Source organism: Alterluteimonas muca, from assembly GCF_021191595.1.
GTDB classification, from domain to species: domain Bacteria; phylum Pseudomonadota; class Gammaproteobacteria; order Xanthomonadales; family Xanthomonadaceae; genus Luteimonas; species Luteimonas muca.
Window position 1 is genome coordinate 239,619 of sequence record NZ_JAIWPS010000002.1, and the last position, 26,209, is coordinate 265,827.

The 26,209-nt window shown below is 70.5% G+C and carries 25 protein-coding genes; 18 read left to right on the top strand and 7 right to left on the bottom strand.

Going from position 1 to position 26,209, the window contains the following annotated elements; translation table 11 throughout:
* Window positions 1-5 precede the first annotated feature (5 nt).
* From LDO11_RS04340 to LDO11_RS04355, 4 genes are read right to left on the bottom strand one after another with little or no spacing between them, the layout of a single operon-like run.
* Complete coding sequence (locus LDO11_RS04340; protein WP_129136348.1) at window positions 6-515, bottom strand: Slp family lipoprotein; 510 nt, start codon at window positions 513-515, stop codon at window positions 6-8.
* Window positions 512-2,539, bottom strand: coding sequence for a transglutaminase TgpA family protein (locus LDO11_RS04345; protein ID WP_232140487.1), 2,028 nt, complete (start codon window positions 2,537-2,539; stop codon window positions 512-514). The genes LDO11_RS04340 and LDO11_RS04345 overlap by 4 nt, the downstream gene beginning before the upstream one ends.
* Window positions 2,532-3,503 (bottom strand): DUF58 domain-containing protein, encoded by a 972-nt coding sequence (locus LDO11_RS04350; RefSeq protein WP_232140488.1) that lies wholly within the window; start codon window positions 3,501-3,503, stop codon window positions 2,532-2,534. The genes LDO11_RS04345 and LDO11_RS04350 overlap by 8 nt, the downstream gene beginning before the upstream one ends.
* Before the next feature lie 7 nt (window positions 3,504-3,510).
* Complete coding sequence (locus LDO11_RS04355) at window positions 3,511-4,464, bottom strand: AAA family ATPase (protein ID WP_232140489.1); 954 nt, start codon at window positions 4,462-4,464, stop codon at window positions 3,511-3,513.
* Between the two features lie 106 nt (window positions 4,465-4,570).
* Here LDO11_RS04355 and LDO11_RS04360 point away from each other — a divergent pair, with 106 nt between their 5' ends.
* Window positions 4,571-6,448, top strand: coding sequence for an ArnT family glycosyltransferase (locus LDO11_RS04360; protein ID WP_232140490.1), 1,878 nt, complete (start codon window positions 4,571-4,573; stop codon window positions 6,446-6,448).
* 11 nt (window positions 6,449-6,459) lie between these two features.
* Here LDO11_RS04360 and LDO11_RS04365 read toward each other — a convergent pair whose 3' ends face one another.
* Together LDO11_RS04365 and LDO11_RS04370 are read right to left on the bottom strand one after the other, a co-directional pair.
* Entirely contained in the window at window positions 6,460-7,038 is a 579-nt protein-coding gene (locus tag LDO11_RS04365) for a Maf family protein (protein WP_232140491.1), read from the bottom strand.
* Window positions 7,035-7,400, bottom strand: a complete 366-nt coding sequence (locus LDO11_RS04370) for a hypothetical protein (protein ID WP_232140492.1) — start codon at window positions 7,398-7,400, stop codon at window positions 7,035-7,037. The genes LDO11_RS04365 and LDO11_RS04370 overlap by 4 nt, the downstream gene beginning before the upstream one ends.
* A 131-nt stretch (window positions 7,401-7,531) precedes the next feature.
* Here LDO11_RS04370 and LDO11_RS04375 point away from each other — a divergent pair, with 131 nt between their 5' ends.
* The 12 genes from LDO11_RS04375 to LDO11_RS04430 all read left to right on the top strand — a co-directional run bounded on the left by LDO11_RS04375 (window position 7,532) and on the right by LDO11_RS04430 (window position 17,804).
* Complete coding sequence (locus tag LDO11_RS04375) at window positions 7,532-8,041, top strand: YceD family protein (protein ID WP_232140493.1); 510 nt, start codon at window positions 7,532-7,534, stop codon at window positions 8,039-8,041.
* A 59-nt stretch (window positions 8,042-8,100) separates the two neighbouring features.
* The gene (rpmF, locus tag LDO11_RS04380) at window positions 8,101-8,295 is read left to right on the top strand and encodes a 50S ribosomal protein L32 (protein WP_129136343.1); all 195 of its coding nucleotides are present in this window, start codon (window positions 8,101-8,103) and stop codon (window positions 8,293-8,295) included.
* 143 nt (window positions 8,296-8,438) lie between these two features.
* A complete protein-coding gene (locus tag LDO11_RS04385; RefSeq protein ID WP_129137310.1) occupies window positions 8,439-9,416 on the top strand; it encodes a beta-ketoacyl-ACP synthase III in 978 nt (325 codons plus the stop codon).
* Window positions 9,417-9,583: 167 nt separating this feature from the next.
* Window positions 9,584-10,528, top strand: coding sequence for an ACP S-malonyltransferase (gene fabD / locus LDO11_RS04390; RefSeq protein ID WP_232140494.1), 945 nt, complete (start codon window positions 9,584-9,586; stop codon window positions 10,526-10,528).
* 150 nt (window positions 10,529-10,678) lie between these two features.
* Window positions 10,679-11,422: a 3-oxoacyl-ACP reductase FabG gene (fabG, locus tag LDO11_RS04395; RefSeq protein WP_129136341.1), complete on the top strand. Its 744-nt coding sequence runs from the start codon at window positions 10,679-10,681 to the stop codon at window positions 11,420-11,422.
* 111 nt (window positions 11,423-11,533) lie between these two features.
* On the top strand, window positions 11,534-11,773 hold the full coding sequence (gene acpP, locus LDO11_RS04400; RefSeq protein WP_129136340.1) for an acyl carrier protein: 240 nt from the start codon (window positions 11,534-11,536) through the stop codon (window positions 11,771-11,773).
* Between the two features lie 129 nt (window positions 11,774-11,902).
* Entirely contained in the window at window positions 11,903-13,138 is a 1,236-nt protein-coding gene (gene fabF / locus LDO11_RS04405) for a beta-ketoacyl-ACP synthase II (RefSeq protein WP_232140495.1), read from the top strand.
* 170 nt (window positions 13,139-13,308) lie between these two features.
* Complete coding sequence (locus tag LDO11_RS04410) at window positions 13,309-14,703, top strand: aminodeoxychorismate synthase component I (protein ID WP_232140668.1); 1,395 nt, start codon at window positions 13,309-13,311, stop codon at window positions 14,701-14,703.
* 31 nt (window positions 14,704-14,734) lie between these two features.
* The gene (gene mltG, locus LDO11_RS04415) at window positions 14,735-15,784 is read left to right on the top strand and encodes an endolytic transglycosylase MltG (RefSeq protein WP_232140496.1); all 1,050 of its coding nucleotides are present in this window, start codon (window positions 14,735-14,737) and stop codon (window positions 15,782-15,784) included.
* 47 nt (window positions 15,785-15,831) lie between these two features.
* Window positions 15,832-16,476 carry a dTMP kinase gene (gene tmk, locus LDO11_RS04420; RefSeq protein ID WP_232140669.1) on the top strand — a complete coding sequence of 215 codons (645 nt, stop codon included), beginning with the start codon at window positions 15,832-15,834 and terminating at the stop codon, window positions 16,474-16,476.
* Window positions 16,473-17,441 carry a DNA polymerase III subunit delta' gene (locus LDO11_RS04425; protein WP_232140497.1) on the top strand — a complete coding sequence of 323 codons (969 nt, stop codon included), beginning with the start codon at window positions 16,473-16,475 and terminating at the stop codon, window positions 17,439-17,441. The genes tmk and LDO11_RS04425 overlap by 4 nt, the downstream gene beginning before the upstream one ends.
* 3 nt (window positions 17,442-17,444) lie before the next feature.
* The gene (locus LDO11_RS04430; RefSeq protein WP_129136334.1) at window positions 17,445-17,804 is read left to right on the top strand and encodes a PilZ domain-containing protein; all 360 of its coding nucleotides are present in this window, start codon (window positions 17,445-17,447) and stop codon (window positions 17,802-17,804) included.
* 52 nt (window positions 17,805-17,856) lie between these two features.
* On the opposite strand, the gene LDO11_RS04435 is transcribed toward LDO11_RS04430, so the two are convergent.
* Entirely contained in the window at window positions 17,857-19,914 is a 2,058-nt protein-coding gene (locus LDO11_RS04435; RefSeq protein WP_232140498.1) for a 3-hydroxyacyl-CoA dehydrogenase NAD-binding domain-containing protein, read from the bottom strand.
* A gap of 242 nt (window positions 19,915-20,156) precedes the next feature.
* Between LDO11_RS04435 and rpoE the strand changes: the two genes are divergently transcribed.
* The 5 genes from rpoE (at window position 20,157) to lepB (ending at window position 26,195) form a co-directional block, all read left to right on the top strand.
* Window positions 20,157-20,771, top strand: a complete 615-nt coding sequence (gene rpoE, locus LDO11_RS04440; protein ID WP_129136332.1) for an RNA polymerase sigma factor RpoE — start codon at window positions 20,157-20,159, stop codon at window positions 20,769-20,771.
* A complete protein-coding gene (locus LDO11_RS04445) occupies window positions 20,768-21,739 on the top strand; it encodes a sigma-E factor negative regulatory protein (RefSeq protein WP_232140499.1) in 972 nt (323 codons plus the stop codon). Before rpoE ends, LDO11_RS04445 begins: the two co-directional genes overlap by 4 nt.
* A 64-nt stretch (window positions 21,740-21,803) precedes the next feature.
* A complete protein-coding gene (locus LDO11_RS04450; protein WP_343132713.1) occupies window positions 21,804-23,345 on the top strand; it encodes a Do family serine endopeptidase in 1,542 nt (513 codons plus the stop codon).
* Window positions 23,346-23,507: 162 nt separating this feature from the next.
* The gene (lepA, locus tag LDO11_RS04455) at window positions 23,508-25,304 is read left to right on the top strand and encodes a translation elongation factor 4 (protein ID WP_232140670.1); all 1,797 of its coding nucleotides are present in this window, start codon (window positions 23,508-23,510) and stop codon (window positions 25,302-25,304) included.
* 99 nt (window positions 25,305-25,403) lie between these two features.
* Entirely contained in the window at window positions 25,404-26,195 is a 792-nt protein-coding gene (lepB, locus tag LDO11_RS04460; protein ID WP_232140500.1) for a signal peptidase I, read from the top strand.
* Window positions 26,196-26,209 lie beyond the last annotated feature (14 nt).

Genomic DNA, 26,209 nt, shown 5'->3' on the forward strand with positions numbered 1-26,209 from the left:
TCCGGCTACCACCACCAGCCCGGGCCCCAGCCCCACGGATACGGCTCGTAGCGGATCACCTGCACGTCGGCGCGCTCGGGCCACAGGTAGACCACGTCGGCGTCCACCCGCGGCAGGCGGTAGTCGTACTCGCCGATCTGGACCTGCTCGGTCGCGGCAATCCGCCCGGTGAAGGTGACTTCGCGGTCGGCGGTGAACAGTGCGGGGTCGTAGAAGCCGGTGCGACAGGCGATGAAGCGGCCGCCGGCCTGGTTGCCGCTGAAACTGGGCCGGCCGTTGGCATCCAGCGGTGCCGAGAGCATCTGGAAGCAGGTGCGGTCGGGCTGCGGGGTGACCTCGACGATGCGCCCGCCCCAGCGCACCGCGGTGCCGATGGTGGACGCCGCCGTCGTGGCCTGGTCGGGCGACACTTCGGCGAAGGTGCCCTGCAGCGGCGTGGGCGCGGTGGCGCATGCGGCCAGCAGCGTGCAGGCGATCGCCACGGTCAGTGCGGCGGGCAGGTGGGCGCGATTCATCGGGGCGTCTCCGCGGGTCGGTGCCGGTGCAGGTCGCGGGCCAGCGCGCGTGCGGCCGCCGGTCCGGCTGGGTGGGGAGCGTAGCGCCAGTCGGAGAAACGCGCGCTGAGCGTGGCCAGCGCGGCGTCGTGCGGCCGTGCCGCCAAGACGCGCGCGGCCCAGGCGCTCGCAGGTTCGTGCGGTGCCGGTGCGAACCCGTGCCGGGCATAGCGTGCGCCCAGCGCATGCCAGGCCCGCAGCACCGGGTCGCGTTCGCGCTCGCTGCGCCCGACCAGCCACAGCATCCACGCCAGTGCCATGCCGCCCAGCGCCGCGAACAGCACCACCAGCTGCTGCATCTCGAGGTCGCGGATGCCCAGCGGGCTCAGCAGCTGGCGCTGGCGGGTGGCGTCGAAGCCGAGCACGAAGTCGTTCCACCCCCGGCGCATCCAGTCGCCGACGTCCCACATCCCGGCCAGCGCGTCGCGGGCGGCGCCGCCGTCCTCGGACAGGTTGGCGATGGTGTCGTAGATGCGCTCCGGGGCCACCGCGGCGGTGGGGTCGGCGCGCACCCAGCCGCGCCCTTCCAGCCACACCTCGGCCCAGGCGTGGGCGTCCTCGCGGCGCACCAGCCAGTAGTCGCCGAAGCGGTTGTAGTAGCCGCCGACATAGCCGGTCACCACCCGCGCGGGGATGCCCGCGGCACGCATGAACACCACGAAGGCTCCGGCGTAGTGTTCGCAGAAGCCTTCCTGCTCGTCGAACAGGAATTCGTCGATCGCATGGCGGCCGGGCAGGCCGGTGGCCAGGGTGTAGGCGAAGTCGCTGCGCACCCAGTCGAGGAAGCGCTGCACCAGGGCTTCGTCGGCGGCCACGCCGTCACCGGCTTCGGCGCGCCACTGCCGGGCCAGCGCGATGGTGCGCGGGTTGAAGCCCTCGGGCAGGCGCAGGGCCATCGTACGCAGCATCGGCCGCAGCTCGGCCTCGTAGGCAACGGGTGGCGCCGACTGCAGCCGCCAGCGGCGCAACGAACTCAGCGGACGCCAGGACGTGGTGCTGTGGTCGTGGCCGAGGCGGGTGCCGTCGGGCTCGGCCAGCGGCAGGTCCAGGGTCACGGCGAAGCGGCGGTCGGTAGGCTCGAGTTCGAGTTCGTAGTCCCATACCGGGCCGTCATGGCGCACCTCCGCGGGTGGCAGGCCCTGCGCCCATTCGGCCCGGGACCAGCGGCGGCCGTCGTAATCGGTGAGCACCGGGCCGCGCCAGTAGCGCTCGGTGCGATCCGGAACGGGGCCGAAGAAACGCGCGCGCAGGGCCGGTGAATCGTCACCCATCAGGTCGAGCCAGTCGCCCGGGCCCATCTCACCCGACAGCCCCGGCTTGGCGATCGCACGTTCCGGCACGCCCCACAGCGGTGAGGCCATGCGCGGAAACAGCCAGAAGGCCGCCAGCGCCAGTGGAAGCCCGACCATCGCCAGCCGCCCGACCTGCCACAGGCGCCGGCCAACGGCCTGCGCCGGTGGCAGTGCTTCGGCAGGCACCGCGGCGTCGAGCTCCGCGAGCCGCCACAGTGCGGCCAGCGCCACCAGGGCCCCGCCCAGCCCGAGCAGCAGCGACAGCGGCCCCTGGTCGAGCAGGAAGGTCGCGAACGGCGCGAACAGCGCGAAGCCCAGCAGGCTGCGCGCATCGCGCCAGGTGAACAGCTCCACCGGCTTGATCGCCAGCATCGCGGCGAGCAGCGCGCAGCCGGTGTCGCGACCGAAGGAAAAGCCGCTGCCGGCCAGCACCAGGCCGACCGCCGCCAGCGCCAGCAGCGCGCGCAGCAGCGACGGCAGGCGGCGCTTCCAGGAGATCGCCGCCACCGCGACGGCGAGGGCGCCGATCGCCAGCCCCAGCCATCCCGGCAGCTGCAGCAGCAACGGCAACTGGCACGCGAACGAGGCCGCCAGGCACCACGCGCGGGCGGCGTCGGGCAGGTTGCGTCGATCGGCCACCGCGGCGGGAGCCGCAGGCGACAGGCCCGGCAATGTCGCGATGCCCTCAGCCATGCCCGGCCTCCGGCAGCAGTGCCAGCGCGCGCAGGCAGGCATGGCGATGCAGCGCGCCGCGTGCGGGACCGACCGCGGGCTGTCCCGGCAGGCGCAGCACGTAGCGGCGCTGGTCGCGTTCGGCCTCATCCACCCAGCGCGCGAGCCGGCGGATGCGCGCCTCGTAGGGCAGTTCCACGGTGCCGCGCCATTCGATGACGACGTCGGCGCCCTGCGGCTGCTCGTACTCGCGGACCAGCAGCTGGTCACGCCGCGCCGAAGGCTTCCAGGCGATCGCACGACGCGAATCGCCCCGCCGCCAGTTGCGCAGGTGGTGGACGTCGTCGCCGGACGCGTGCAGCCGCGCCTGCGCGTTGTCGCCGGCGCCTTCGGGCAGCGGCGGGCCATGCGTCTCCGGGGCCGGGTAGACCAGCATCGGTGCTTCCGGCCAGACCCACGACCAGGCCCGCGCCAACCCCAGCGGGCGCGTGGTGGAGATCCGCAGGCGGCCGACGTCGAGCCAGCCGCGCTGCATGGTCGGCAGTTCGATGACCGCTTCGCCGGCGCCGTCGTCGAGGTGCAGGGCGGCGGCGGTGTCACCTGCGCGAACCTCGAGTCCGCGCCGGGCGCGGCCGGGATCGGCGTGGACATGCACGCGCAGCGCGAGCGGACGCCCGGCGGCCACGGGTTCCGCGTCGACCGCCTGCACCGCAAGTCCGCTCAACTGCAGGTGCGCGTGCAGCAGGCTCGCCAGCGCGGTGCCGGCCAACAGCAGGCACAGCAGCAGCGCGGGGTTGTTGTTGTAGTTGAGCGCGCCCACGCCCATCGTCAGCAACAGCGCGAAGAAGAACAGCCCGAAGGCGGTCGGCAGCACGTAGATGCGGCGGCGGTCCAGCCGCGCCGGCAGCGTTTCGGGCGCACGCGGCCGTGCAAGGCCCTGCAGGCGCTGGAACATGCGTGACGGTGCGCGGGCGCTCGCGGCCATCAGGAACTCAGTCCACCGCCACCGCGTGCAGGATGGCCTTGGCCAGCGCCGTCGCATCGCCGCCATCACTGGCGGGCACCAGACGGTGGCCGGCCACGGCGACGAACAGTGCCTGCACGTCTTCGGGGACGACATGGCGGCGGCCCAGCAACAGCGCGTAGGCACGCGCGGCGCGCAGCAGGGCGATGCCGGCGCGCGGCGACAGGCCGATGCGCACGCCGCCGTGGTGTCGGCTGCGCGCGACCAGCGCCTGCACGTAATCGATCAGCGCATCGCTTGCGTGCACGCGCTGGACGGCGTCGCGCAGCTTCAGCACGTCGTCGGCACCGAGCACCGGCAGCGCCTGCGCGATCAGGTCGCGGCGGTCGCTGCCGGCCAGCAGCGCGCGTTCGGCTTCCGCACCGGGATAGCCAAGGCTCAGGCGCATCAGGAAGCGGTCGAGCTGCGAATCCGGCAGCGGGTAGGTGCCGGCGAGGTCGAGCGGGTTCTGCGTCGCGATGACGAAGAACGGGTCCGGCAGCGCGTGGGTGACGCCGTCGATGCTGACCTGGCGCTCGGCCATCGCCTCCAGCAGCGCACTCTGCGTGCGTGGCGGTGCGCGGTTGATCTCGTCGGCCAGCAGCACCTGGGTGAACACCGGGCCGGGATGGAACTCGAAGCTGCGCGCCTGCGCGTCATAGACCGATACGCCGACGATGTCCGACGGCAACAGGTCGGACGTGAACTGCAGGCGCTGGAACTCCAGGCCGAGGGTCGCCGCCAGCGCATGCGCGAGCGTGGTCTTGCCCAGCCCCGGTAGATCCTCGATCAGCAGGTGGCCGCCCGACAGCAGCGCGACGAACGCCAGCCGCACCTCGTGGGCCTTGCCCAGCACCAGCGAATTCACCTGCTCCTGAGCCGCGCCCAGCGATCGTGAAAGCGCGTCGGGTAGCATGTCGGCGTGGGTGGGCGAATCGGCCATGCGGGTCTCCGGAGAACGGGGCGTGCGGTGATGTCGCCATGGCCCGCGTCTCCCCGTTGCCGCGGGCGCCAACTTCATCAATCGAGTGTAACTGGGTCGCATACGGATGCCGACAGACATCGACATGCGCAGTGCCGGCGTGCGCGCCTGGCATCCGCGCCATGTATTCATCGCCCTCTGGGGGGTGGTGACGCTGGTCAAGATCGCGCTGGCGGCGCGACTGCCGCTGTTCGTCGACGAGGCGTTCTACTGGCAGGAAGGGCAGCACCCGGCGTGGGCGTATTCCGACCTTCCCGGGCTCACTGCCTGGCTGATCCGCCTGGGCGTGGAGATCGGCGGCCACCACGTACTCGCCGTGCGCGCGCCATTCCTGCTGATGGCGGCGCTGCTGCCGTGGTGGATGGTCGCGCTGGTGCGCCGCGAGGTGGACGAGCGCAGCGCGTGGCTGGCCGGCATCGCGGTGCTGCTGTTGCCGCTGGCGGGCACCCTGGGCCTGCTGGCGCTGCCCGACGTGGCGATGGCGCTGGCGACGCTTGCATGCGTGGACGCCGCTACCCGGCTGGTACGCAGGGTGGATGCCGGCAGCGCCAGCCTGCTCGCCTTCGGGCTGGCGGTGGGCGCGCTCAGCCACTACCGCTTCGCGGCGGTGGTCGGGGTGGGATTCGTCGCGCTGCTGTGCCTGGAAGGTGGCCGGCGCGCGTTGCGCGATCCGCGCGCCTGGATCGCGATCGCCTTCGGTGCCGCAGCGTGGGCGCCATTGCTGGCCTGGAATTTCGACAACGCCGAGGCCGGCCTGCGCTTCCAGCTGGTCGACCGCCACCCGTGGGCGCTGCATGGCGAAGGCCTGCTGTTCCTGCCGGTGCAGGCCGGGGTGGTGACGCCACTGCTGTTCGTCGCGCTGCTGGCGGCGGCGTGGCACGGTGCGCGCAGCCGCGAGCCGGTGCGCCGGCTGTTGGCGCTACTGGGCGGGCTGCTGGTGGCCGGCTTCTTCGTGCTGGGCTTCTTCGCCGATGTCGAGCGGGTGAGCTTCCACTGGCCGTTGCCGGGCTATCTCGCGCTGATCGCGCTGCTGCCTGCATTGCTGGATACCTGGCCGCGCTGGCTGCGCACCGCTACCTGGTCGCTGGCGGCAGCCGGGCTGGTGGCGTTCCTGGGCTACTACGCCGCGGTCTCGTCGCCCTCGGTGCGCGAGCAGGCCGCGTCGGCGAAGTGGTATCCGTCCAACTTCGCCGGCTGGGACGAACTGGCCGCCGCGGTGGCCGAGGCACGCGCGCAGATGCCCGCCGGCACGCAGATCGTGGCCGACAACTTCAAGATCGGCGCCGAACTCGGTTTCGCACTCGGCGATCCGCGTATCGCGGTGCTCGACCATCCGCTCAACCGCGACCATGGCCGCGCCCCGCAGCTGCGGCTGTGGGGTCTGGAAGCGCAGGGCGCGCGCGAGCTGGCCCAGGGGCCGGTGCTGCTGGTGGTCGGCACCACCGACGTCAAGTTCAGCGAGCTTCTCGCCCATTACCAGAGCCTGTGCCAGCGCTTCGGCCACCTGCCGCACCCCGAGGCGGTCAACATCGACCATGGCGGCCGGCGCTTCCTGCTGCTGCGTTTCGACGGCACTGCGCCGGAGCACAGCGGTACGTGCGCGACGCCCGCGGTCGCGCATCTGCAGGAACCTGCAGCCGGCGCCACCGTCGAGCGGGAGTTCCGCGTCTACGGCTGGGCAGTGAAGGATGGCGTGGGTGTGCGCGAGGTCCGCCTGACGCTCGACGGCGAGGTGGTCGCCACCGCCGACTACGGGCAGGAGAACCGCTGGGTGGGCGAGTTCCTGCAGGGTCGTTCCAACGATCCCGGGCAACCGGCGGTGGCGTTCTCCGCGCAGGTCGATGCCTCCGCGCTGCCGGCGGGCGACTACTGGCTGGGGATGGAGATCGAAGGCGCCGACGGTAGCGTCGAGACCTGGGGCGAACGGCGCATCCGCCTGCGCTGAACGCGTGCAGCTCAGGGCAGCACGAACCCGGCGTCACGCAACAGGCGTGCGGTGGCGATCAGCGGCAGGCCGATCAGCGCGGTCGGGTCCCGGGTCTCGATCGCGTCGAACAGCGCGATCCCGAGCCCTTCGCTCTTGAAGCTGCCGGCGCAGTCGAGCGGCTGCTCGGCGTCGACGTAGCGTTCGATCTCCGCCCGCCGCAGGCACCGGAACGTCACCGTGGTGGTGTCCAGCGCCTCGCCGGCCAGTGCGTCGCCACGGCACAGTGCGACCGCGGTCAGGAACTGCACGCTCGAGCCCGACATCGATTGCAGCTGGGCGATCGCGGCGTCGCGGCTGCCCGGCTTGCCGAGCGCGTGGCCATCGAAGCCTGCGACCTGGTCGGAGCCGATCACCCAGGCCCCCGGGTGCAGGCGCGCGACCTCGCGTGCCTTCGCCACGGCCAGCCTCGACGCCAGCGCCGCCGGTGCCTCGCCAGGCAGCGGGGTCTCGTCGACGTCGGGCCGTTCGGTGGTGAACGGCAGCTGCAGGCGTTCGAGCAGTTCGCGGCGGTAGCGCGAGGTCGAGGCGAGAATCAGCGCGCCGGTCACGACAGCGGCGCCCGCGCCTGTTCGATGCGGTCGAGCTGCTGCTCGATGCGAGCGCGCGCGGTGTCGATCGAGTCGCGGACCTGGTCGAGCTGGCCGGTGGTCGCCGCATGGCCGTGCTGCTGCAGCCACAGGCGCTGGCGCAGCATCTCCTGCATGGCATCGCGCACAGGGTTGTGGTCGCTGCCGGCAACCGCTTCGATCTCGGCCCGTGCCACCCGCAGACGGTCCTCGAAGGCATCCGCGGCATCCAGCACCGCCGACAGCGCCTGCTGGCGGCGGCTGCTGCGGCGACGCAACCGCCACCAGCAGGCAGCGCATACAATCACCACGGCGAACAGGGTTGCGAGTGGGATCAAGGCCATCGGCGCCCGGAAAGGGAGGGGCAGTCTGCCGCGGGCGCTGACCGCCGGCAAATCGCCAGCGGCGGCGGGACTTTCCCGCGACCCCTCCGGTTTGACAGCCCCCTTCGCGAGGCCCTAACATTCCGCCTCTTATGTCCGCCGATCTTCCCGAAACCGTCGACGTCTGGCGCCTTGTCGTCGCACGGCGGGTGTTCGAAGGACGCTTGCCGTTGTCGGCGATGCCCCGTCTTGGCGAGGTGTTGCAGTCGACGCAAGGTGATGCGGATTACGTCATGGAATTCGGTCGTGACGCGTTCCAGGTGCCGTTCGTTGCGTTGCGGGTCGAGGCCGGGCTGCCGTTGCAGTGCCAGCGCACCCTGCAGGTCTTCAACGAGCCGGTGCAACTGGAACAGCGTTTCGGCCTGATCCGCGACGAAGCCGACGAAGCCGCGCTTCCGCCCGGATACGAAGCCCTGCTGGTGCCCGAAGACGGCATCCTGCGGCCCGCGGACCTGGTCGAGGACGAACTCCTGCTCGCCGTGCCGCTGGTGCCGGTGGCGCCGGGTTCGGAGGCGGTGGAGCGCGACTGGCCGGTGTCCCCCGACGAAGAGGCGCGCGCCAACCCGTTCGCCGCGCTGCAGGCGCTGAAAAAGAACACCTGAGTCGCCCGCGGGCGGCCCGGACTCCCAAAGATCGTAGAACTGTTTGCTGGAGCAACCCCATGGCTGTGCAGAAATCCCGAGTCACCCCGTCCCGCCGCGGCATGCGTCGCGCGCACGACAAGCTGCAGGCCAAGCAGCTGTCGACCGACCCGACCACCGGCGAGACCCATATCCGCCACCACATCACCGCCGACGGCTACTACCGTGGTCGCCAGGTGATCCAGCCGAAGGTCAAGATCGCCGACGAAGATTGACGGCGAGTGCCGTCGCGCCCTGGGCGCGGCGGTTTCCAGCGCCTCGCGGCCGCAGGGCTCACCCCGTCGCGTGGCGCACCCTGCCGCCCGCCTGAGGGTGGCGGTTGCGAGGATGACGGCACACGATGACTGACACGGGCGCGATGCCCCGCGTGTATGCGCGGATTGCCGGGACCGGCAGCTACCTGCCGGCAAACGCCGTCAGCAACGACGAGCTTGCCAGGCGGGTCGACACCAGCGACGAGTGGATCGCGTCGCGTACCGGGATCCGCAACCGGCACATCGCCGCCGAAGGCGAGACCACCTGCGATCTGGCGTACCACGCGTCGGTGCGTGCGCTCGAGGCCGCGGGAGTCGATGCGTCCGAGCTCGACCTGATCATCCTCGGCACCACCACGCCGGATCTCATTTTCCCGTCCACGGCCTGCCTGCTGCAGCACCGCCTCGGCGTTGCCGGCTGCGGCGCGTTCGACGTCAACGCGGCGTGCTCGGGCTTCGTGTACGCGCTGTCGATCGCCGACAAGTTCATCCGTTCCGGTGCCGCGCGCACCGTGCTGGTGGTCGGCGCCGAGACGCTGACCCGCATGATCGACTGGAACGACCGCGCCACCTGCGTGCTGTTCGGCGACGGTGCCGGTGCGGTCGTGCTCAAGGCCGATAGCGGGACCGGCATCCTCAGCACCCACCTGCATGCCGATGGCGGCAAGAAGGAGCTGCTGTGGAACCCGGTGGGCGTGTCGGTGGGCTTCGACGAGAACGCCCCCAATGCTGGCGTGCGCATCAACATGACCGGCAACGAGGTCTTCAAGCACGCGGTCAAGGCGCTTGACTCGGTGGTCGAGGAAACCCTTGCCGCCAATGGCCTGGATCGTCACGACATCGACTGGTTGATCCCGCACCAGGCCAACCTGCGCATCATCGAGGCCACCGCCAAGCGGCTGGACATGCCGATGGAACGCGTGGTGGTCACCGTCGACCAGCACGGCAACACCTCGTCGGGTTCGGTGCCGCTGGCGCTGGACGTCGCAGTGCGCTCCGGCCGCGTCGAGCGCGGCCAGCTGCTGCTGCTCGAAGCCTTCGGTGGCGGCTTCACCTGGGGCTCGGCGCTGCTGCGCTACTGAGCCGGGCGCAGGCCCGGACGCCCGCCTCATACGACGACGCCCCGGACATCCCGGGGCGTCGTCGTATCGGGCGAACGTCGCCGATCATGTGACATACGCGGTCGTACAGACGTCCCGACGGCGCAGCCCGTATCATGCCGCGCTTGTTTTCCCAGCCGGACCCGCGCGTGACCGATTCCCAGCTCGCTTTCGTTTTCCCCGGCCAGGGCTCGCAGTCGCTGGGCATGCTCGCCGAGCTCGCGCAGCGGCATGCGTCGATCCGCGACACCTTCGCCGAGGCGTCCGAAGGTGCGGGCGTCGACCTGTGGGTGGTGAGCCAGGACGGCCCGGAAGAGCAGCTCAACACCACCGAGTTCACGCAGCCGGCGCTGCTGGCGGCGAGCGTGGCGGTGTGGCGGCTGTGGCAGGCGGAAGGCGGTGCGCGCCCGGTGGCGCTGGCCGGCCACAGCCTCGGCGAATACAGCGCGCTGGTCGCCGCAGGCGCCATCGGCCTGGCCGATGCCGCGCGCCTGGTGCGCCTGCGCGGGCAGCTCATGCAGGCGGCGGTGCCGGCGGGCAAGGGCGCCATGGCGGCGATCCTGGGCGCCGAGGATGCGCTGGTGGAAGAGACCTGCCGCGAGCTGTCCAGCGACTTCGTGGTGGTGCCGGCGAACTACAACTCGCCCGGGCAGATCGTGATCGGCGGTGAAGCCGAAGGCGTCGACCGCGCGCTCGGCCTGCTGTCGGAGCGTGGCGTGCGCAAGGCGGTGAAGCTTGCGGTGAGCGTGCCGTCGCACACCCCGCTGATGCGCGAGGCGGCCAACCGTCTCGGCGAGGCGATGGCCGGCACCACCTGGCGCGAACCCGCGCTGCCGGTGGTGCAGAACGTCGACGGCGAAGTGCACGAGGGCATCCAGTCGATCCGCGACGCGCTGGTGCGCCAGCTGTACCTGCCCGTGCGCTGGACCTCGTGCATGCAGGCGCTGGGCGGGCGCGGTGTCACCCGTTTCGCCGAGTGCGGGCCGGGCAAGGTGCTGACCGGGCTGGCGAAACGCATCGACAAGGCGTTCGAGGCGCGCGCGCTGGGCACGCCGGCCGACTTCGACGCCGCGCTGGCCGAATGGAAGGCATGATCCATCCACGCCTGCCCGCGGGACACCGCGGATAGTCGGCCACATCGAGATCCGCCGCGATCGCCGCGTCCGGCGTCGTCGGTTTGTTGGTTTATCCGCCTGCATCCGCGAGAATCCGCGGCGAAGCACGCTGTACGGAGCAACTGAGCAATGAATCCACCACTGCAGGGCGAGATCGCACTCGTCACCGGCGCCAGCCGCGGCATCGGCGCGGCCATTGCCGACACGCTGGCCGCGCAGGGCGCGACCGTGATCGGCACCGCGACCAGCGAGGCCGGCGCGCAGGCGATCGGCACGCGCCTGCAGGCCCACGGCGGCCACGGTCGCGTGCTCGACGTGGCAGATGCGGCCTCGGTCGAGTCGCTGGTCGATGCGGTCACGAAGGAATTCGGCGCGGTGTCGATCCTGGTCAACAATGCCGGCATCACCCGCGACAACCTGCTGATGCGCATGAAGGACGAGGACTGGCAGGCCATCCTCGACACCAACCTCAGCAGCGTCTACCGGATGTCGAAGGCGGTGATGCGCGGCATGATGAAGGCGCGCAAGGGCCGCATCATCAACATCGCCTCGGTGATCGGCGTCACCGGCAATGCCGGCCAGGCGAACTACGCCGCCGCCAAGGCCGGCGTGATCGGCTTCTCGAAATCGTTGGCCAAGGAGATCGGCTCGCGCGGGGTGACGGTGAACGTCGTGGCACCCGGGTTCATCGACACCGACATGACCCGTTCGCTGCCCGAGGACGCGAAGACCGCGCTGCTGGGCCAGATCGCACTGGGCCGCCTCGGCGAGCCCGCCGACATCGCCAATGCCGTGGCCTTCCTGGCCGGGCCGCACGCGGCCTACATCACCGGCGAGACCCTGCACATCAATGGCGGCATGTACATGCCGTGACACCGGACCGGGGGACACTCCCCCAGCTTCACGGTTGCCGGCGCGCATCGCTGCCCGGCGGCCTTTCCCTTACACTACCGGCCGAATCAGGGCCCTGAGCGGAGCACATCCATGAGCACCATCGAAGAGCGCGTCAAGAAGATCGTCGTCGAGCAACTCGGCGTGAAGGAAGAGGAAGTCAACCCGAGCGCTTCGTTCGTGGACGACCTGGGCGCGGACTCGCTCGACACCGTCGAGCTGGTGATGGCGCTGGAAGAAGAGTTCGAGTGCGAGATCCCCGACGAGGACGCCGAGAAGATCACCTCGGTCCAGCAGGCGATCGACTACGTCAAGGCGCACGTCAAGAGCTGACGCGCCCGGCGGCCGGGGCCCTTCGTGCGCCCGGCCGTTGCATGACCTGCCCGGGGCCGCGCATGCGGCCTCGTGCGTTTGCGGCGTACACCTTGCCGCCGCGATCCAGAACCGATTGAGGAGCATTCCATGTCCAAGCGTCGCGTGGTGATCACCGGGATGGGCATCCTGTCGCCGGTCGGCAACGACCTCGCCTCGAACTGGGAAGCGATCGTCGCGGGTCGCTCGGGCATCGCCCCGATCACCCATTTCGATGCGTCCGCATTCCCGACCCGCATCGCCGGCCAGGTCAAGGGCTTCGACGCCAGCCGCTGGATCGCACCGAAGGACATCAAGAAGATGGACACCTTCGTGCACTACGGCGTGGCCGCCTCGATGATGGCGATCGAGGATTCGGGCCTCGACGTGGCCGCCGACGGCGAGCGCGTCGGCGTGGCGATCGGTGCCGGCATCGGTGGCCTGAAGGGCATCGAGGACACCACCATCAAGTACCACGAGGGCGGCCCGCGCAAGGTGTCGCCGTTCTACGTGCCCAGCACGATCATCAACATGATCGCGGGCCAGGTGTCGATCATGACCGGTGCCAAGGGGCCCAACGTGGCCGCGGTCACCGCGTGCACGACGGCCACCCACAACATCGGCCTGGCGATGCGCATGATCCAGTACGGCGATGCCGACGCGATGATCGCCGGCGGCGCCGAATACGCGACCACGCCGACCTCGCTGGGCGGCTTCTGCGCGATGAAGGCGCTGTCCACCCACAACGAGGAGCCGACGCATGCATCGCGTCCGTGGGACGAGGGCCGCGATGGCTTCGTCATGGGCGACGGGGCCGGCATCCTGATCCTCGAGGAGTACGAGCGTGCAAAGGCCCGCGGTGCGCGCATCTATGCCGAGCTGATCGGCTTCGGCATGAGCGGCGATGCGTTCCACATGACCGCGCCCAGCGAGAACGGCGAGGGCGCGGCACGCTGCATGCGCAACGCGATCAACGACGCCGGCATCGACGTCGCCCGCATCGGCTACATCAATGCGCACGGCACCTCGACGCCGGCTGGCGATCTCGCCGAGACGATGGCGGTCAAGCAGGCGCTGGGCGACCACGCGCGTTCGGTCATGGTCAGCTCCACCAAGTCGATGACCGGGCACCTGCTGGGCGCGGCCGGCGGCATCGAGGCGGTGTACTCGGCGATGGCGATCCACACCGGCGTGCTGCCACCCACGATCAACCTCGTCAATCCGTCGGAAGGCTGCGACCTCGACTACATCCCCAATACCGCGCGCGACACGCAGGTCGAGGTGGCGATGTCGAACTCGTTCGGCTTCGGCGGCACCAACGGCACGCTGGTGTTCGCGAAGGTGTAAGCCGCGAAGGCCTCCATGCAGATGCATTGAGGCCCGATGCCGTGCCGGCGGATGGTGCCGGCATCTCCGGCGGGTACATGCGTGAGTTCGACGCCGATGGTCGTCTGCGGCTGCCGGCGGCGTGGAAGACCGCGTCGCATCACGTTGCCGCCTTCCACCTGGACACCGCCGTGCTGATCACCCGCCAACTTGCCCCGGATACCGACCTGCTCGCGCTGCACCGGCGTGCACCGCAGCGCTATCCGGTGCTGCTGGAATCGGTGGCCCACGGCACCGCCCAGGCGCGCTGGGACCTGCTGCTGGTCGCCGACGGCGATGGTTTTTCGCTGGGCACGGATGGCGTCGTGCGCGACACGCGCGGCGACGCACTGGAAGGCGGCTTCCTCGGTGTGCTCGATCGCCACTGGCAGGCGCTGCGGCAGCCTCGCGAGGAACTGCGCTGGCCGTTCCGCGGTGGCTGGGCGCTGTTCCTGGGCTACGAGCTGGGCGCGCAGATCGAGCGGGTGCTGAGCCTGCCGCCTGCGCCCGGTGCGCTACCGGTGGCACAGGCCCGGCGCTGCCCGGCGGCGGTGCTTCGCGACCACACGACAGGCGAGTGCATTGCGGTGGACGAGGCCGCATATGGCGGGCTGCTCGATCTGGTCGAGGCGGACCTGGCGTGCGCAGCGCCACCGGAATTCAGGGCCTGGATGCCGCCCGCGGCGCTCGACGAGGACGCGCCGGATGCATTCCTCGACGGCGTGCATCGCATCCTCGATTACCTTGCGGCTGGCGACGTCTTCCAGGTCAACCTGTCGCGCGGCTGGGAGGCCCGCTTCGACGCGCCGCTGGAGCCGGCGCGGCTGTACGCACGCCTGCGCACGATGAGCCCGGCGCCGTTTTCCGGGCTGTTCGCAACGGCAGGCGGAACCGTGGTCAGTGCCTCGCCCGAGCGGCTAATCAACGTGCGCGGCGATGTCGTGCAGACCCGTCCGATCGCCGGCACGCGGCCGCGGTTGCCGGGCGAAGACGATGCCGCGCGCGTGCGCGAGCTGGTGGGGCATGCCAAGGAACGCGCCGAGCACGTGATGCTGGTTGACCTCGAGCGCAACGACCTGGGCCGCGTCTGCACCCCCGGCAGCGTGGAAGTGGACGAGCTGATGACGGTGGAGAGCTATGCCCATGTCCACCACATCGTCAGCAATGTGCGCGGCCTGCTGCGTGCCGATGCCACCCCCGGCGAGGTCATCGCCGCGGTCCATCCCGGCGGCACCATCACCGGCTGCCCGAAGGTGCGCTGCATGCAGGTGATCGCCGAGCTCGAGGCGGTTGGCCGCGGCGCCTACACCGGCGCGATGGGCTGGCTGAACCGCGACGGCGACATGGACCTCAACATCCTCATCCGCAGTGCCGAGGTGGCCGGGGAGCGGGTGCGCTTCCGCACCGGCGCCGGGATCGTCGCCGACTCCGATCCGCAGCGCGAGCTCGACGAGACGCGCGCGAAGGCGCGCGGCATGCTGCACGCACTCGCGGCGGACGCCGAGCCGACGCAGGGCCGGGGCACCCACGCTATCCTTGCGCGATGACCTGCCCCCACCCCGCACACGGCGTGCGCTGATGGCCACCTCCCGACGCTGGCGCGGCATCGGCGCCTTTCTTGCCCTGTTCGCACTGCTTGCCGGTGGCGCGGCGTACTGGGCGTGGGACCGCTGGCAGGATTTCCGGCACGAACCGCTGGCAGGCATCGATGCCGGCGACGGCTACGTGGTGGAACGCGGCGATTCCTTCGCCCGCGTGCTGCAGAAGATCCGCGAGGCCGGCGTGCGCGAAGGCAGCGACCTCGAATGGCAGCTCCTGGCCCGCCAGCTCGGCGCCGCCGGGCGGCTGCAGGTGGGCGAGTACGCACTCGAGCCCGGCATGAGCGCCCGCGACGTGCTGGCCAACATGCGCGACGGCCGGGTCGTGCGGCACCGCTTCACCATCGTCGAAGGATGGAACATCCGCGAACTGCGTGCAGCGCTCGCGCGCGCTGAACATCTCCAATCCGACAGCGCCGCGCTCGACGACGCCGCGCTGATGGCGGCGATCGACCGGCCGGGCGTGCACCCGGAGGGCCGCTTCCTTCCGGAAACCTATCTCTATACCCGTGGCGACAGCGATCTCGACGTGCTGCGTCGTGCCAACCGCGCGCTGGAACGTGCGCTCGACGAGGCCTGGGCGCAGCGTGCCGACAACCTGCCGCTGAAGACGGCGGAGGAGGCGCTGGTGCTGGCCTCGATCGTGGAGAAGGAAACCGGCATCGCCGAGGAACGGCCGCAGATCGCCGGGGTGTTCGTGCGCCGTTTGCAGATCGGCATGCGCCTGCAGACCGATCCCACCGTCATCTACGGCATCGGCGCGGACTTCGACGGCAACATCCGCCGCCGCGACCTGCAGACCGACACCCCCTACAACACCTACACCCGCGACGGGCTGCCGCCGACGCCGATCGCGATGCCCGGCGTGGCCGCGCTTCGCGCGACCACGCAACCCGCCGACGGCGATGCGCTGTACTTCGTCGCCATCGGTGACGGCAGTGGACGGCACGTGTTCTCGCGCACCTATGCCGAACACAACGTGGCGGTGCGCGAGTACGTGCGCCGCTACCGCGCGCGCGTGGCGCAGTGATGGGCGGTTCGACGCCAGCCGCCGGGTCGCCGGCATCCGGGGCGAGCGTGCCCGGCGCGATGGCCACGCATCCGCGCTTCGTCTCGCTGGAAGGCGGCGAGGGCGCTGGCAAGACCACCGTGCTCACCGCGTTGCGTACCGCCCTGGCCGAGGACGGGGCCGAGGTGCTGGTCACCCGCGAACCCGGCGGCACGCCGCTGGCGGAGCGTATCCGCGAACTCGTGCTCGATCCCGGCGGCGCCCCGGCGGTCGCCGAAGCCGAACTGCTGCTGGTGTTCGCCGCGCGGGTGCAGCACGTGCGCGAACTGATCGAGCCGGCACTCGCGCGCGGCGCATGGGTGCTGTGCGACCGCTACACCGATTCCAGCTATGCCTACCAGGGCGGTGGCCGCGGTCTCGACGCCGCGCGCATCGAACTGCTCGAGCACGGCTTCGTCGGCCTGCGCCCGGGCCTCACCCTGCTGCTCGACATCGATGTCGCCCGCGGCCGCGAACGCACCCGTGGCCGCGACCTCGTGCCCGACCGCATCGAAGGCGAGCGCGACGAGTTCTTCGAGCGCGTGCGCGCCGCCTATCTCGCCCGTGCCCACGCCGAACCCGCCCGTTTCCGCATCATCGATGCCGCGCCGCCGGCAGACGCGGTGGCGGCCACCGCGGTGGCGGCGCTGCGTGGCTGGAGGACGGCGGCGTGAATCCGTCGTCGCTCGCGCCCTGGCAGCAGCGCGCCTTCGACCGTGCGGTGGATGCCCTCGACAGTGGCCGCATGGGTCACGCGATGCTGCTGTGTGGTCCGGCACGGCTCGGCAAGCGTGCGGTCGCGGACCGTCTGGCCTCGCACCTGCTGGGCGCAGGCCACGATGCGCGCGCCGCCAGCCTGATCGCCGCCGGCACCCATCCCGATCTGCTTGCAGTGGGCCTCGAGCCGAACCGCGAGGGCACGCGCATGCGCACCGAGATCGTCATCGAACAGATCCGCGTGCTCACCGGCAAGCTGGCGCTCACCGCGCAGTACGGGCAGGCGCGGGTGGCGATCGTCGACCCGGCCGATGCGATCAACCATGCCGCGGCCAATGCGCTGCTGAAGACGCTCGAGGAGCCGCAACCCGGCCGCTATCTGTGGCTGGTGGCCGCGGAGCCGATGCGGCTGCCGGCGACCATCCGCAGCCGCAGCCAGCGCCTGGAGTTCCGCCTTCCGCCGCGCGACGAGGCACTGGCCTGGCTGCAGTCGCAGGGCCATGCGGGCAAGGCCGCGGCCGAGGCGCTGGATGCCGCCCGCGGACATCCCGGCATCGCGGAGCACTGGCTGCGCGAGGGTGGCATGGCGTTGCGTGCCGGCGTCGCCACGGATCTGGATGCGCTGGCCGCGGGCACGCTGGCGCCGTCGGAAGTCGCCAGGCGCTGGACCGGCGACGAGGATGCCGACGCGCGCCTGCGCCATGCCGCCGACCTCGCGGCGACGCGTGCGGCCGGCTTGACCGACCCCGTGCGAACCCGCAGGCTCACGGCCTGGTTCGCGCATGCCAACCGCACCCGCGACCTGCTGCGCACCACCGTGCGGGCGGACCTGGCGGTGGGCGAGCTGCTGCTGGCCTGGCGCGAGGCCATGGGCGAGAGCGGACACAGCAGGAGCGCCGGCGGGCGCGGTACGAGGAGATAGCGAATGGCGGCAACCGGTGGCGGCGCGCGACAGGGCATCCTGTCGTTGACGGTGAAGGACAAGGCCCAGCTCTACAGCGCCTACATGCCGTACCTGAAGCAGGGCGGCATCTTCGTGCCGACCGCCAAGCGCTATTTCATTGGCGACGAGGTGTTCGTGCTGCTGGTGCTGCCGGAGTCCAACGAGCGCCTGCCGGTCGCCGGCAAGGTGATCTGGGTGACGCCGCCGGGCGCGCAGGGCAACCGCATGGCCGGCATCGGCGTGCAGTTCGCCGATACCCAGGAAGGCGAGAACGTGCGTGGCAGGATCGAGACCCTGCTGGCCGGCACCGCCAATTCAGAGAAGCCCACGCACACGATGTGAGCCGGGCGCGTTACGGGACGCGGCGTGCGCCGCGCCCCGCAGGTGTCCGCGGTCAGGCGCCGCGCAATGCCGGGTTGTCCCAGCCCGGGCGTGGCGCAAAGCGGTCCCCATGCCGCGCCTGCAGGACCTTGAGCCGGGCCAGCACGGCGTCGACACCGGTCTCGCGCACGTACTGGATCGGACCGCCGCGGAACGGCGCGAAGCCGGTGCCGAAGATCACTCCCGCATCCAGCAGGTCGGCATCCGCCACCACGCCATCGTGCAGTGCCGCCACCGCCTCGTTGATCAGCGGCAGCACCAGGCGGTCCTCGAGGTCGTCGGGCGCCTTGTAGTCCTTCGGCAGTTCCGGCTTCTTCGCCTTGCCGTCTTCCCAGGCATACAACCCCTGACCGTCCTTCTTGCCGCGTCGGCCCATTTCCGGCGGGGTGGCCAGCGTGGCGGGGATCTGCAGGCCGAGGTAGGGCGCGAGCTCGCGGCCGACCCCGGAGGCGACATCGAGGCCCACGGTGTCGATCAGTTCGATCGGCCCCATCGGCATGCCGAACCGGACCGCGGCACGGTCGATCGCCGGCCCCGGGATGCCCTCGGCATACGCGGTCGCCGCTTCGAGCATGTACGGAAACAGCAGCCGGTTGACCAGGAAGCCGGGGGTGCCGGCGACCGGCACCGGCAGCTTGTCGATCGCCTTGCAGAACGCCGCCAGCCGCTGCTGCGTGGCCTCGTCCATGCCCGGGTGGCGCACGATCTCCACCAGCGGCATCAGCGCCACCGGGTTGAAGTAGTGCAGGCCGGCGAACTGCGCCGGACGTGCCAGGCCCTGCGCAAGCCCGTCGATCGGGATCGACGAGGTGTTGGTCGCCAGCAGCGCATCCGCCTTGAGCCGCGGCTCCACCTGCGTATACAGGCCGCGCTTGGCATCGGTGTCCTCGATGATCGCCTCGATCACCAGGTCGGCCCGTCCCACGCCCTCGCCCAGCAGGTCGGACTTCAGCCGTGCGGCGACATCGGGGCGCTTGGCGTCGTCCTTGACCTTCTTCTGGAACAGCTCCTGCGCGCGCGCAAGCGCCTTGTCGATGTAGGGCTGCTCGCGGTCCTGCAGGGTCACCTCGAAGCCCTTGTAGGCCGACCAGGCGGCGATGTCGCCGCCCATGACGCCCGCGCCGACCACGTGCACATGGCCGATGCCGTGGTGCCTGCCGCCGAGCGCCTTCAGGCGCTCCTGCAGGAAGAACACCCGGGTGAGGTTGCGCGCGGTCGGCGTGCCCGCCAACCGGACCACCGATTTGCGCTCGGCCGCCAGCCGCTGTGCGGTGGATCCGCCGGTGCGGCGCCAGGTCTCGATCAGCGCGTACGGTGCCGGGTAATGCTCCTTGCGTGCCTTGCGCGACACCTGCTTGACCATCTGCGGCGCCAGCAACTGGCGCACGGGCCAGGTGTTGGTCGCCCAGCCGAGTGCGCGCTGCCTGAGCGGCCGTTGCGCGCCCTTGAGCGCGAGCGTCGCCGCGGCGTCCAGCAGCAGCGCGGGCTCGACGACCCTGTCGACCAGGCCGATGCCACGCGCGGCCTTGGCCGACAGCGTGCGGCCGGTCAGCATCATGTCGAACGCCGCGGGCGCGCCCACCAGCCGCGGCAGGCGCACGCTGCCGCCCCATCCCGGATAGATGCCGAGCTTCACTTCCGGCAGGCCGATGCGGGTGGAGCCGTCACTGCTGGCGATGCGGTAATTGCAGGCCAGCGCGATCTCGGTGCCGCCGCCCATGCAGAAGCCGTGGATGGCGGCGACCGTCGGGCACGGTAGATCGGCCAGGCGCTGGAACACCTGCTGGCCGCGACGGATCGAATCACCGATCGTGCCCTTCGCGTCGAACTCCGCGAACTCGCGGATGTCGGCGCCGGCAATGAAGCCCTTTTCCTTGGCCGAGGTCACCACCACCGCTTTCGGCGGTTCGAGCGCCAGCCGCTCGAGCACGGCGTCGAGTTCGATCAGCACGTCCTGCGCGAACGTGTTGACCGATTCGCCCGCGCGGTCGAAGGCCAGCACGAGCACGCCATCCTCGCGTTGCGCGGCTTTCCAATGACTGAGGCGCAGTCCGTCGAGGCCTGCAAACATGCGGCACCATCCGATAGGGTACGGGAGAGGCCCTTATGATCCAGAGGTTGTTTCGCCTGCGTCAAATCCGCCGGCCCGTCGAAGGCCGTTTCGCCGCGCGCTGACGCCGTGTTCCGGCGCCGGCTTGTGGGACGGCACGGCAACCCCCAGATGCTTCACAGGGTTCAGACCACGGAACTTCCTGCCCGTATGCGGGTCACACCGCCCAGCCAGTCCGGCCGGGCCACAGGAGCTGCCGGCCGATGGCCGATATCGATACCGAACAGCTGGACCAGGAACTCGTCCGCCGCGTGCAGCGCGGCGACACCGCTGCGTTCGACCTGCTGGTGCGCAAGTACCAGCACCGCATCGCGGCGCTGATCGGCCGCTACATCGCCGACTGGAGCGAAGTGCAGGACGTGGCGCAGGAAACCTTCATCCGTGCCTACCGCGCGATGGGCAACTTCCGCGGCGATGCGCAGTTCTACACCTGGCTGCATCGCATCGCCGTCAACACCGCGAAGAACCACCTCGTTGCACACAGGCGGCGGCCGCCCACCGATGACATCGATGTCTCCGACGCCGAACAGTTCGATTCCGGCATCCGCCTGCGCGACAGCGACACCCCCGAACGTGAACTGATGCGACAACAGATGGAACAAACGGTCATGCGCGCGGTCGAAGCACTGCCCGAGGAGCTCCGGGTCGCGATCACGCTGCGCGAGGTCGACGGCCTGAGCTATGAGGACATCGCCACCCGCATGGGCTGTCCGATCGGTACCGTCCGTTCGCGCATCTTCCGGGCCCGCGAGGCGATCGACCAGGAACTCAAGCCCCTGATGGACAACGACACACCCGTGGAGCGCGCGATCCGATGATGCTTCCAGACGACAGCGACGCGCTGCAGCTGCAGCCCGATCCCGACAAGCTCTACCGCTATCACCGCCAGCAGCTGTCGGCGATGCTGGATGGCGAACTGTCGCCGGACCAGGCGCGCTTCATGCTGCGCCGACTCGAGCACGATGCCGAACTGGCCGGCTGCTGGGAGCGCTGGCAGGTCTGCGGGGACGTGCTGCGTGGCCGCCACGAGGCGCCGCTGCCAGCCGATTTTGCCGCCGGCATCGCGCTGGCGATCAATGCGGGCGCCAGGCTGCCCGAGGACACGGTGACCGTGCAGGCCGCGCCGGTCGCGCGCCGCGCCGGGCTGATGCGCTGGGGCGGCGGCGCGGCGCTTGCGGCATCGGTGGCGATGGCGGCGCTGTTCGTCGGCCGGCAGATGCAGCCGCCAGTGGAGACGGAGCTGCCGTCGCGCGTCGCCGCGGGCAACGCCGCACCGGCCAGCGGGGCGGTGGTGCCCGGAATGGCGCCGGAGGCCGAGGCCATGGACGCGAGCACCCTTGCACTGGCCAGCGCCGCCGCGCTGGCGGCCGCGGACGTGCCGCGTCGCAGCGAGCGCCAGGCGCGCGGAAGCTATGTCACGGCCACGCCGGCAGCCGCCGGGCGGTCGCAGCAGACCCAGGTCGCGGTGGCCGCGCAGCCACGCCCGCAGGCCACGGAGCCGATGGAGCCGTCGATGCCGGCGTCGCGTCCGGTGGTTGCGGCGGTGGAGTCCGTGGTGGCCGTGGACGCACCGGCCGCCCGCCCATGGCCGCGCGCCGGGGTCGGCAATCCGTTTGCCGCCGGGTACGGGCCCGACACCATGCAGGTGCGGACCTACCATCCGTTCGAGCCGCAGATCGATGCGCGGCCCCGTCCGACGCTGGTCTGGCCGATGCCGGTCGGCAGTCTCGGGGCCGGAGCGTCCGTCGATACCGCCGATACACCGGCGACACCCGGCGTCCAATGACCCCCGCACGCGATCTCCATCGCGTGCACACCCCACACAGAAACCGGTCGAGGATCCTTCCCCGATGAAGAAAGCGCTGCCCATCGTTGCCGTGGTCGCCATGACCGCCGCAGCCACCACCGCCATCGTGCTCCCGGTCGCCACCGCCGAACCGCAGGCCGCGGCCACCGCGCCCGCACAGTCCGCGCCCGCCGCTCCGCAGCTGGTCACCGGGCTGCCCGACTTCACCCGGCTGGTGGAGCAGGTCGCCCCCGGCGTGGTCAGTATCGAGGTGCTGGTGGGTGCGCCTGCGGCACGCAACCAGCCAGGTGGGCAGATGCCCGACGACGAGATGCTGCCCGAGATCTTCCGGCGCTTCTTCGGCCCGGGTTTCCGGTTGCCGGGTGCGCCCGGTGGCGCGGACCCGGGCATGCCGCGCGGCACCTCCACCGGCACCGGCTTCGTGATCTCGGCCGACGGTTACGTGCTCACCAACCACCACGTGGTCGAGAATGCACAGACTGTCAGCGTGCGCCTGCAGGACCGCCGCCAGTTCGAGGCGGAGATCGTCGGCAGCGACCAGGAATCCGACGTTGCCCTGCTGAAGATCGATGCCAACGGCCTGACCGCGCTGCGCGCCGGCGACGCCACCCTGGTCAAGCCGGGGCAGTGGGCGGTGGCGATCGGTTCGCCGTTCGGGCTCGAGCAGTCGGTGACTGCCGGCATCGTCAGCGCGACCGGCCGCTCCAATCCCTATGCCAACCAGCAGTACGTGCCGTTCATCCAGACCGATGTGGCGATCAACCGCGGCAACTCGGGTGGTCCGCTGCTCAATACGCGCGGCGAGGTGATCGGCATCAATTCGCAGATCTTCTCCAACACCGGTGGCTTCCAGGGCGTGAGCTTCGCGATCCCGATCGACATGGCGATGAACGTCGCCGAGCAGATCAAGGACACCGGCTCGGTGCAACGCGGCCAGGTGGGCGTGCTCTTCAACTCGATCCCGATGACCCAGGAACAGGCACGCGGCTTCGGCCTGCCCGACACCCTGGGCGCGCTGGTCAACGAGGTGGTGCCCGACAGTCCTGCGGAAAAGGCCGGCATCGAGCCGGGCGACGTGATCCGCGCGGTCGACGGCACCCGCATCTACCAGCCCAGCGAGCTGCCGCCGCTGATCGGCAACAAGGCGCCGGGCACCCGGGTGAAGCTCACCGTGTTCCGCGAGGGCCGCGAGCGCGACTACACACTGACGCTCGCGCCGCTCGACCGCAGCCTGGTGGCCGGCCGCGCCGGCAGTGGCGCGCCGCAACCGGGCGCCGCGCCGTCGGCATCGTCGAACCCGCTGGGCCTGGTCGGCCAGCCGCTGGCCGACGCCGAGCGTCGCCAGCTCGGCGTGGAGGCCGGCAAGGGCGTGCGCATCGGTCGCGTCGAGGGCGTGGCCGCGCGCCGTGCCGGCATCCAGCCCGGCGATGTCGTGCTGCGCGTGGGCCGCGACGAGGTCAATTCACCGGCGGAACTCGATCGCGCGCTGCGCGACGCCAGGACGGGCGACACCGTGATGCTGCTGGTGCGCAACGCCCGCGGCAGCCAGTTCATCGCGGTCACCCCGCGCGCCGAGTCGGAATAACCCGCCTCCCGGAACCCTGCGGTCCCTGCTGCGTCGCCCCGCGAGGGGCGACGTGCATTGCGCGGACGCCATCGCCAGGAGCGCTGGCGACCGTGCGCCCTGTGCGACAATGGCGCGTTTTTCGCCCCCTGACGCCGACGCGCCACCCCCATGACCCATTCGATGCGGAATATCCGCAACTTCTCCATCATCGCCCACGTCGACCACGGCAAGTCGACGCTCGCCGACCGCATCATCCAGCTGTGCGGTGGCCTCACCGCGCGCGAGATGGAAGCGCAGGTTCTCGACAACAACCCGATCGAGCGCGAGCGTGGCATCACCATCAAGTCGCAGTCGGTCTCGGTGCCGTACACGGCGCGCAATGGCGAAACCTACTTCCTGAACTTCATCGACACCCCCGGGCATGTCGACTTCTCCTATGAGGTCAGCCGCTCGCTGGCGGCGTGCGAAGGCGCGCTGCTGGTGGTGGACGCGGCGCAGGGCGTGGAAGCGCAGTCGGTGGCCAACTGCTACACCGCCATCGAGCAGGGCCTGGAAGTGGTGCCGGTGCTCAACAAGATCGACCTGCCCACCGCCGACATCGACCGCGCCAAGGGCGAGATCGAGGCGGTGATCGGCATCGATGCAAGCGATGCGGTGGCGGTGTCGGCCAAGACCGGCCTGAACATGGAGGAGGTGCTGGAGGCGATCGTGCATCGCATCCCGCCGCCGGCCGACCGCGGCAGCAACAAGCTGCAGGCGCTGATCATCGACTCGTGGTTCGACAACTACCTCGGCGTGGTGTCGCTGGTGCGCGTGATGCAGGGCGAGATCAAGGCCGGCGACAAGATCCAGGTGATGTCCACCGGCCGCTGGCACCAGGTCGACAAGGTCGGCGTGTTCACGCCGAAGCGCAAGGAAACGCCGTCGCTGCGTGCGGGCGAGGTGGGCTGGATCAACGCCAGCATCAAGGACGTGCACGGTGCGCCGGTCGGCGACACCCTGACCCTGATGGCCGACCCCGCCTCCGAGCCGCTGCCGGGCTTCCAGGAGATGCAGCCGCGCGTGTTCGCGGGCCTGTTCCCGGTGGATGCCGAGGACTATCCGGACCTGCGCGAAGCGCTCGACAAGCTGCGCCTCAACGACGCCGCGCTGCGCTTCGAGCCGGAGAGCTCCGAGGCGATGGGCTTCGGCTTCCGCTGCGGCTTCCTCGGCATGCTGCACATGGAGATCGTGCAGGAGCGCCTGGAGCGCGAGTACGACCTCAACCTGATCAGCACCGCGCCCACGGTCATCTACGAAATCCTCAAGACGGACGGCGGGATCATGCCGCTGGACAATCCGGCACAGCTGCCGCCGGTGAACCAGATCGAGGAGATCCGCGAGCCGATCATCCGCGCCAACATCCTGACCCCGCCGGACTATGTCGGTGCGGTGATCACCCTGTGCGAGGAGAAGCGCGGCAGCCAGGTCGGCATCACCTACATGGGCAGCCAGGTGCAGGTCGCCTACGAACTGCCGATGGCCGAGGTGGTGCTGGACTTCTTCGACAAGCTGAAGTCGGTCAGCCGCGGCTATGCCTCGCTGGATTACAGCTTCGTGCGTTTCGACGCCGGCCCGTTCGTGCGCGTGGACATCCTGATCAATGGCGACAAGGTCGATGCGCTGTCGGTGATCGTGCACCGCAGCCATGCCGACCGTCGTGGCCGCGAGCTCACCGAGAAGATGAAGGACCTGATCCCGCGGCAGCAGTTCGACGTTGCCATCCAGGCCGCGATCGGCTCACAGATCATCGCCCGCACCACGGTCAAGGCGCTGCGCAAGAACGTGCTGGCCAAGTGCTATGGTGGCGACATCTCGCGCAAGAAGAAGCTCCTGGAAAAGCAGAAGGAAGGCAAGAAGCGCATGAAGCAGGTCGGACGCGTCGAGATCCCCCAGGAAGCCTTCCTCGCCGTGCTGAATACCAGCCGCGATTCGTGATCACCGTGGTGCACGCCCGGTCGCCGGTACGCGCAGCGCGCGCGTGTGCGGCGCCTGCGTGCGCCTGCCGTCGCACTGCGCGGCCGCAAAGGAGCGCCAATGAAGTGGTTTGAAATCGGACTGGTCAGCCTGACCTTCCTGAGCGGCCTGATCTGGCTGCTCGACCGCCTGGTCTTCGCGAAGGGCCGTGCACGCCGCGGTGGCCTGCTCGGCTCCGACGAACCGGTGATCGTCGACTACGCGCGCAGCTTCTTCCCGATCCTGGCGGCGGTGCTGATCCTGCGCAGCTTCATCGCCGAGCCGTTCCGCATCCCGTCGAGCTCGATGATGCCGACCCTGCTGATCGGCGACTTCATCCTGGTCAACAAGTTCTCCTACGGCCTGCGGCTGCCGATCAACAACCGCAAGGTCATCGACATCGGCGAGCCCGAGCGCGGCGACGTGGTGGTGTTCCGCCCGCCGCACCATCCCGACCAGGACTGGATCAAGCGCGTCATCGGCCTGCCCGGCGACACCATCGCCTACCGCGACAACACCGTGTACGTGAACGGCGAAGCCTTCGACTACATCGATGGCGGCGCCTACGAGGGTCGTGGCCGCGGCCAGGAGATGACCGGCGCCACGCTGCTGCGCGAGGAGATGCCCGGGCGGAGCCACGAGGTGCTGGAGATTACCGGGCTGCCGTTCCGTGATCCGGGCGAAGGCGAGTGGACGGTGCGGCCGGGACACTACTTCGTCATGGGCGACAACCGCGACCGCAGCGACGACAGCCGCTTCTGGGGCGAACTGCCCGAGAGCCAGCTGCGCGGCAAGGCGTTCCTGATCTGGATGAACTGGGACGGTGCCGCCGGCGGTGTCGGCTTCGACCGCATCGGCCGCAACATCCGTTGAATCACCGCGGCCCG

What these genes read in the sequence shown, in the direction of transcription:
- fabF (WP_232140495.1), top strand. Translation starts at nt 11,903, where the DNA reads ATGTCCAAGCGTCGCGTGGTGATCACCGGGATGGGCATCCTGTCGCCG.
- LDO11_RS04360 (WP_232140490.1), top strand. Translation starts at nt 4,571, where the DNA reads ATGCCGACAGACATCGACATGCGCAGTGCCGGCGTGCGCGCCTGGCAT.
- rpmF (WP_129136343.1), top strand. Translation starts at nt 8,101, where the DNA reads ATGGCTGTGCAGAAATCCCGAGTCACCCCGTCCCGCCGCGGCATGCGT.
- LDO11_RS04345 (WP_232140487.1), bottom strand. Translation starts at nt 2,539, where the DNA reads ATGGCTGAGGGCATCGCGACATTGCCGGGCCTGTCGCCTGCGGCTCCC.
- acpP (WP_129136340.1), top strand. Translation starts at nt 11,534, where the DNA reads ATGAGCACCATCGAAGAGCGCGTCAAGAAGATCGTCGTCGAGCAACTC.
- LDO11_RS04450 (WP_343132713.1), top strand. Translation starts at nt 21,804, where the DNA reads ATGAAGAAAGCGCTGCCCATCGTTGCCGTGGTCGCCATGACCGCCGCA.
- LDO11_RS04340 (WP_129136348.1), bottom strand. Translation starts at nt 515, where the DNA reads ATGAATCGCGCCCACCTGCCCGCCGCACTGACCGTGGCGATCGCCTGC.
- mltG (WP_232140496.1), top strand. Translation starts at nt 14,735, where the DNA reads ATGGCCACCTCCCGACGCTGGCGCGGCATCGGCGCCTTTCTTGCCCTG.
- lepA (WP_232140670.1), top strand. Translation starts at nt 23,508, where the DNA reads ATGCGGAATATCCGCAACTTCTCCATCATCGCCCACGTCGACCACGGC.
- LDO11_RS04435 (WP_232140498.1), bottom strand. Translation starts at nt 19,914, where the DNA reads ATGTTTGCAGGCCTCGACGGACTGCGCCTCAGTCATTGGAAAGCCGCG.
- LDO11_RS04355 (WP_232140489.1), bottom strand. Translation starts at nt 4,464, where the DNA reads ATGGCCGATTCGCCCACCCACGCCGACATGCTACCCGACGCGCTTTCA.
- LDO11_RS04350 (WP_232140488.1), bottom strand. Translation starts at nt 3,503, where the DNA reads ATGGCCGCGAGCGCCCGCGCACCGTCACGCATGTTCCAGCGCCTGCAG.
- LDO11_RS04445 (WP_232140499.1), top strand. Translation starts at nt 20,768, where the DNA reads ATGATGCTTCCAGACGACAGCGACGCGCTGCAGCTGCAGCCCGATCCC.
- rpoE (WP_129136332.1), top strand. Translation starts at nt 20,157, where the DNA reads ATGGCCGATATCGATACCGAACAGCTGGACCAGGAACTCGTCCGCCGC.
- LDO11_RS04385 (WP_129137310.1), top strand. Translation starts at nt 8,439, where the DNA reads ATGCCCCGCGTGTATGCGCGGATTGCCGGGACCGGCAGCTACCTGCCG.
- lepB (WP_232140500.1), top strand. Translation starts at nt 25,404, where the DNA reads ATGAAGTGGTTTGAAATCGGACTGGTCAGCCTGACCTTCCTGAGCGGC.
- LDO11_RS04430 (WP_129136334.1), top strand. Translation starts at nt 17,445, where the DNA reads ATGGCGGCAACCGGTGGCGGCGCGCGACAGGGCATCCTGTCGTTGACG.
- fabG (WP_129136341.1), top strand. Translation starts at nt 10,679, where the DNA reads ATGAATCCACCACTGCAGGGCGAGATCGCACTCGTCACCGGCGCCAGC.
- LDO11_RS04375 (WP_232140493.1), top strand. Translation starts at nt 7,532, where the DNA reads ATGTCCGCCGATCTTCCCGAAACCGTCGACGTCTGGCGCCTTGTCGTC.
- LDO11_RS04370 (WP_232140492.1), bottom strand. Translation starts at nt 7,400, where the DNA reads ATGGCCTTGATCCCACTCGCAACCCTGTTCGCCGTGGTGATTGTATGC.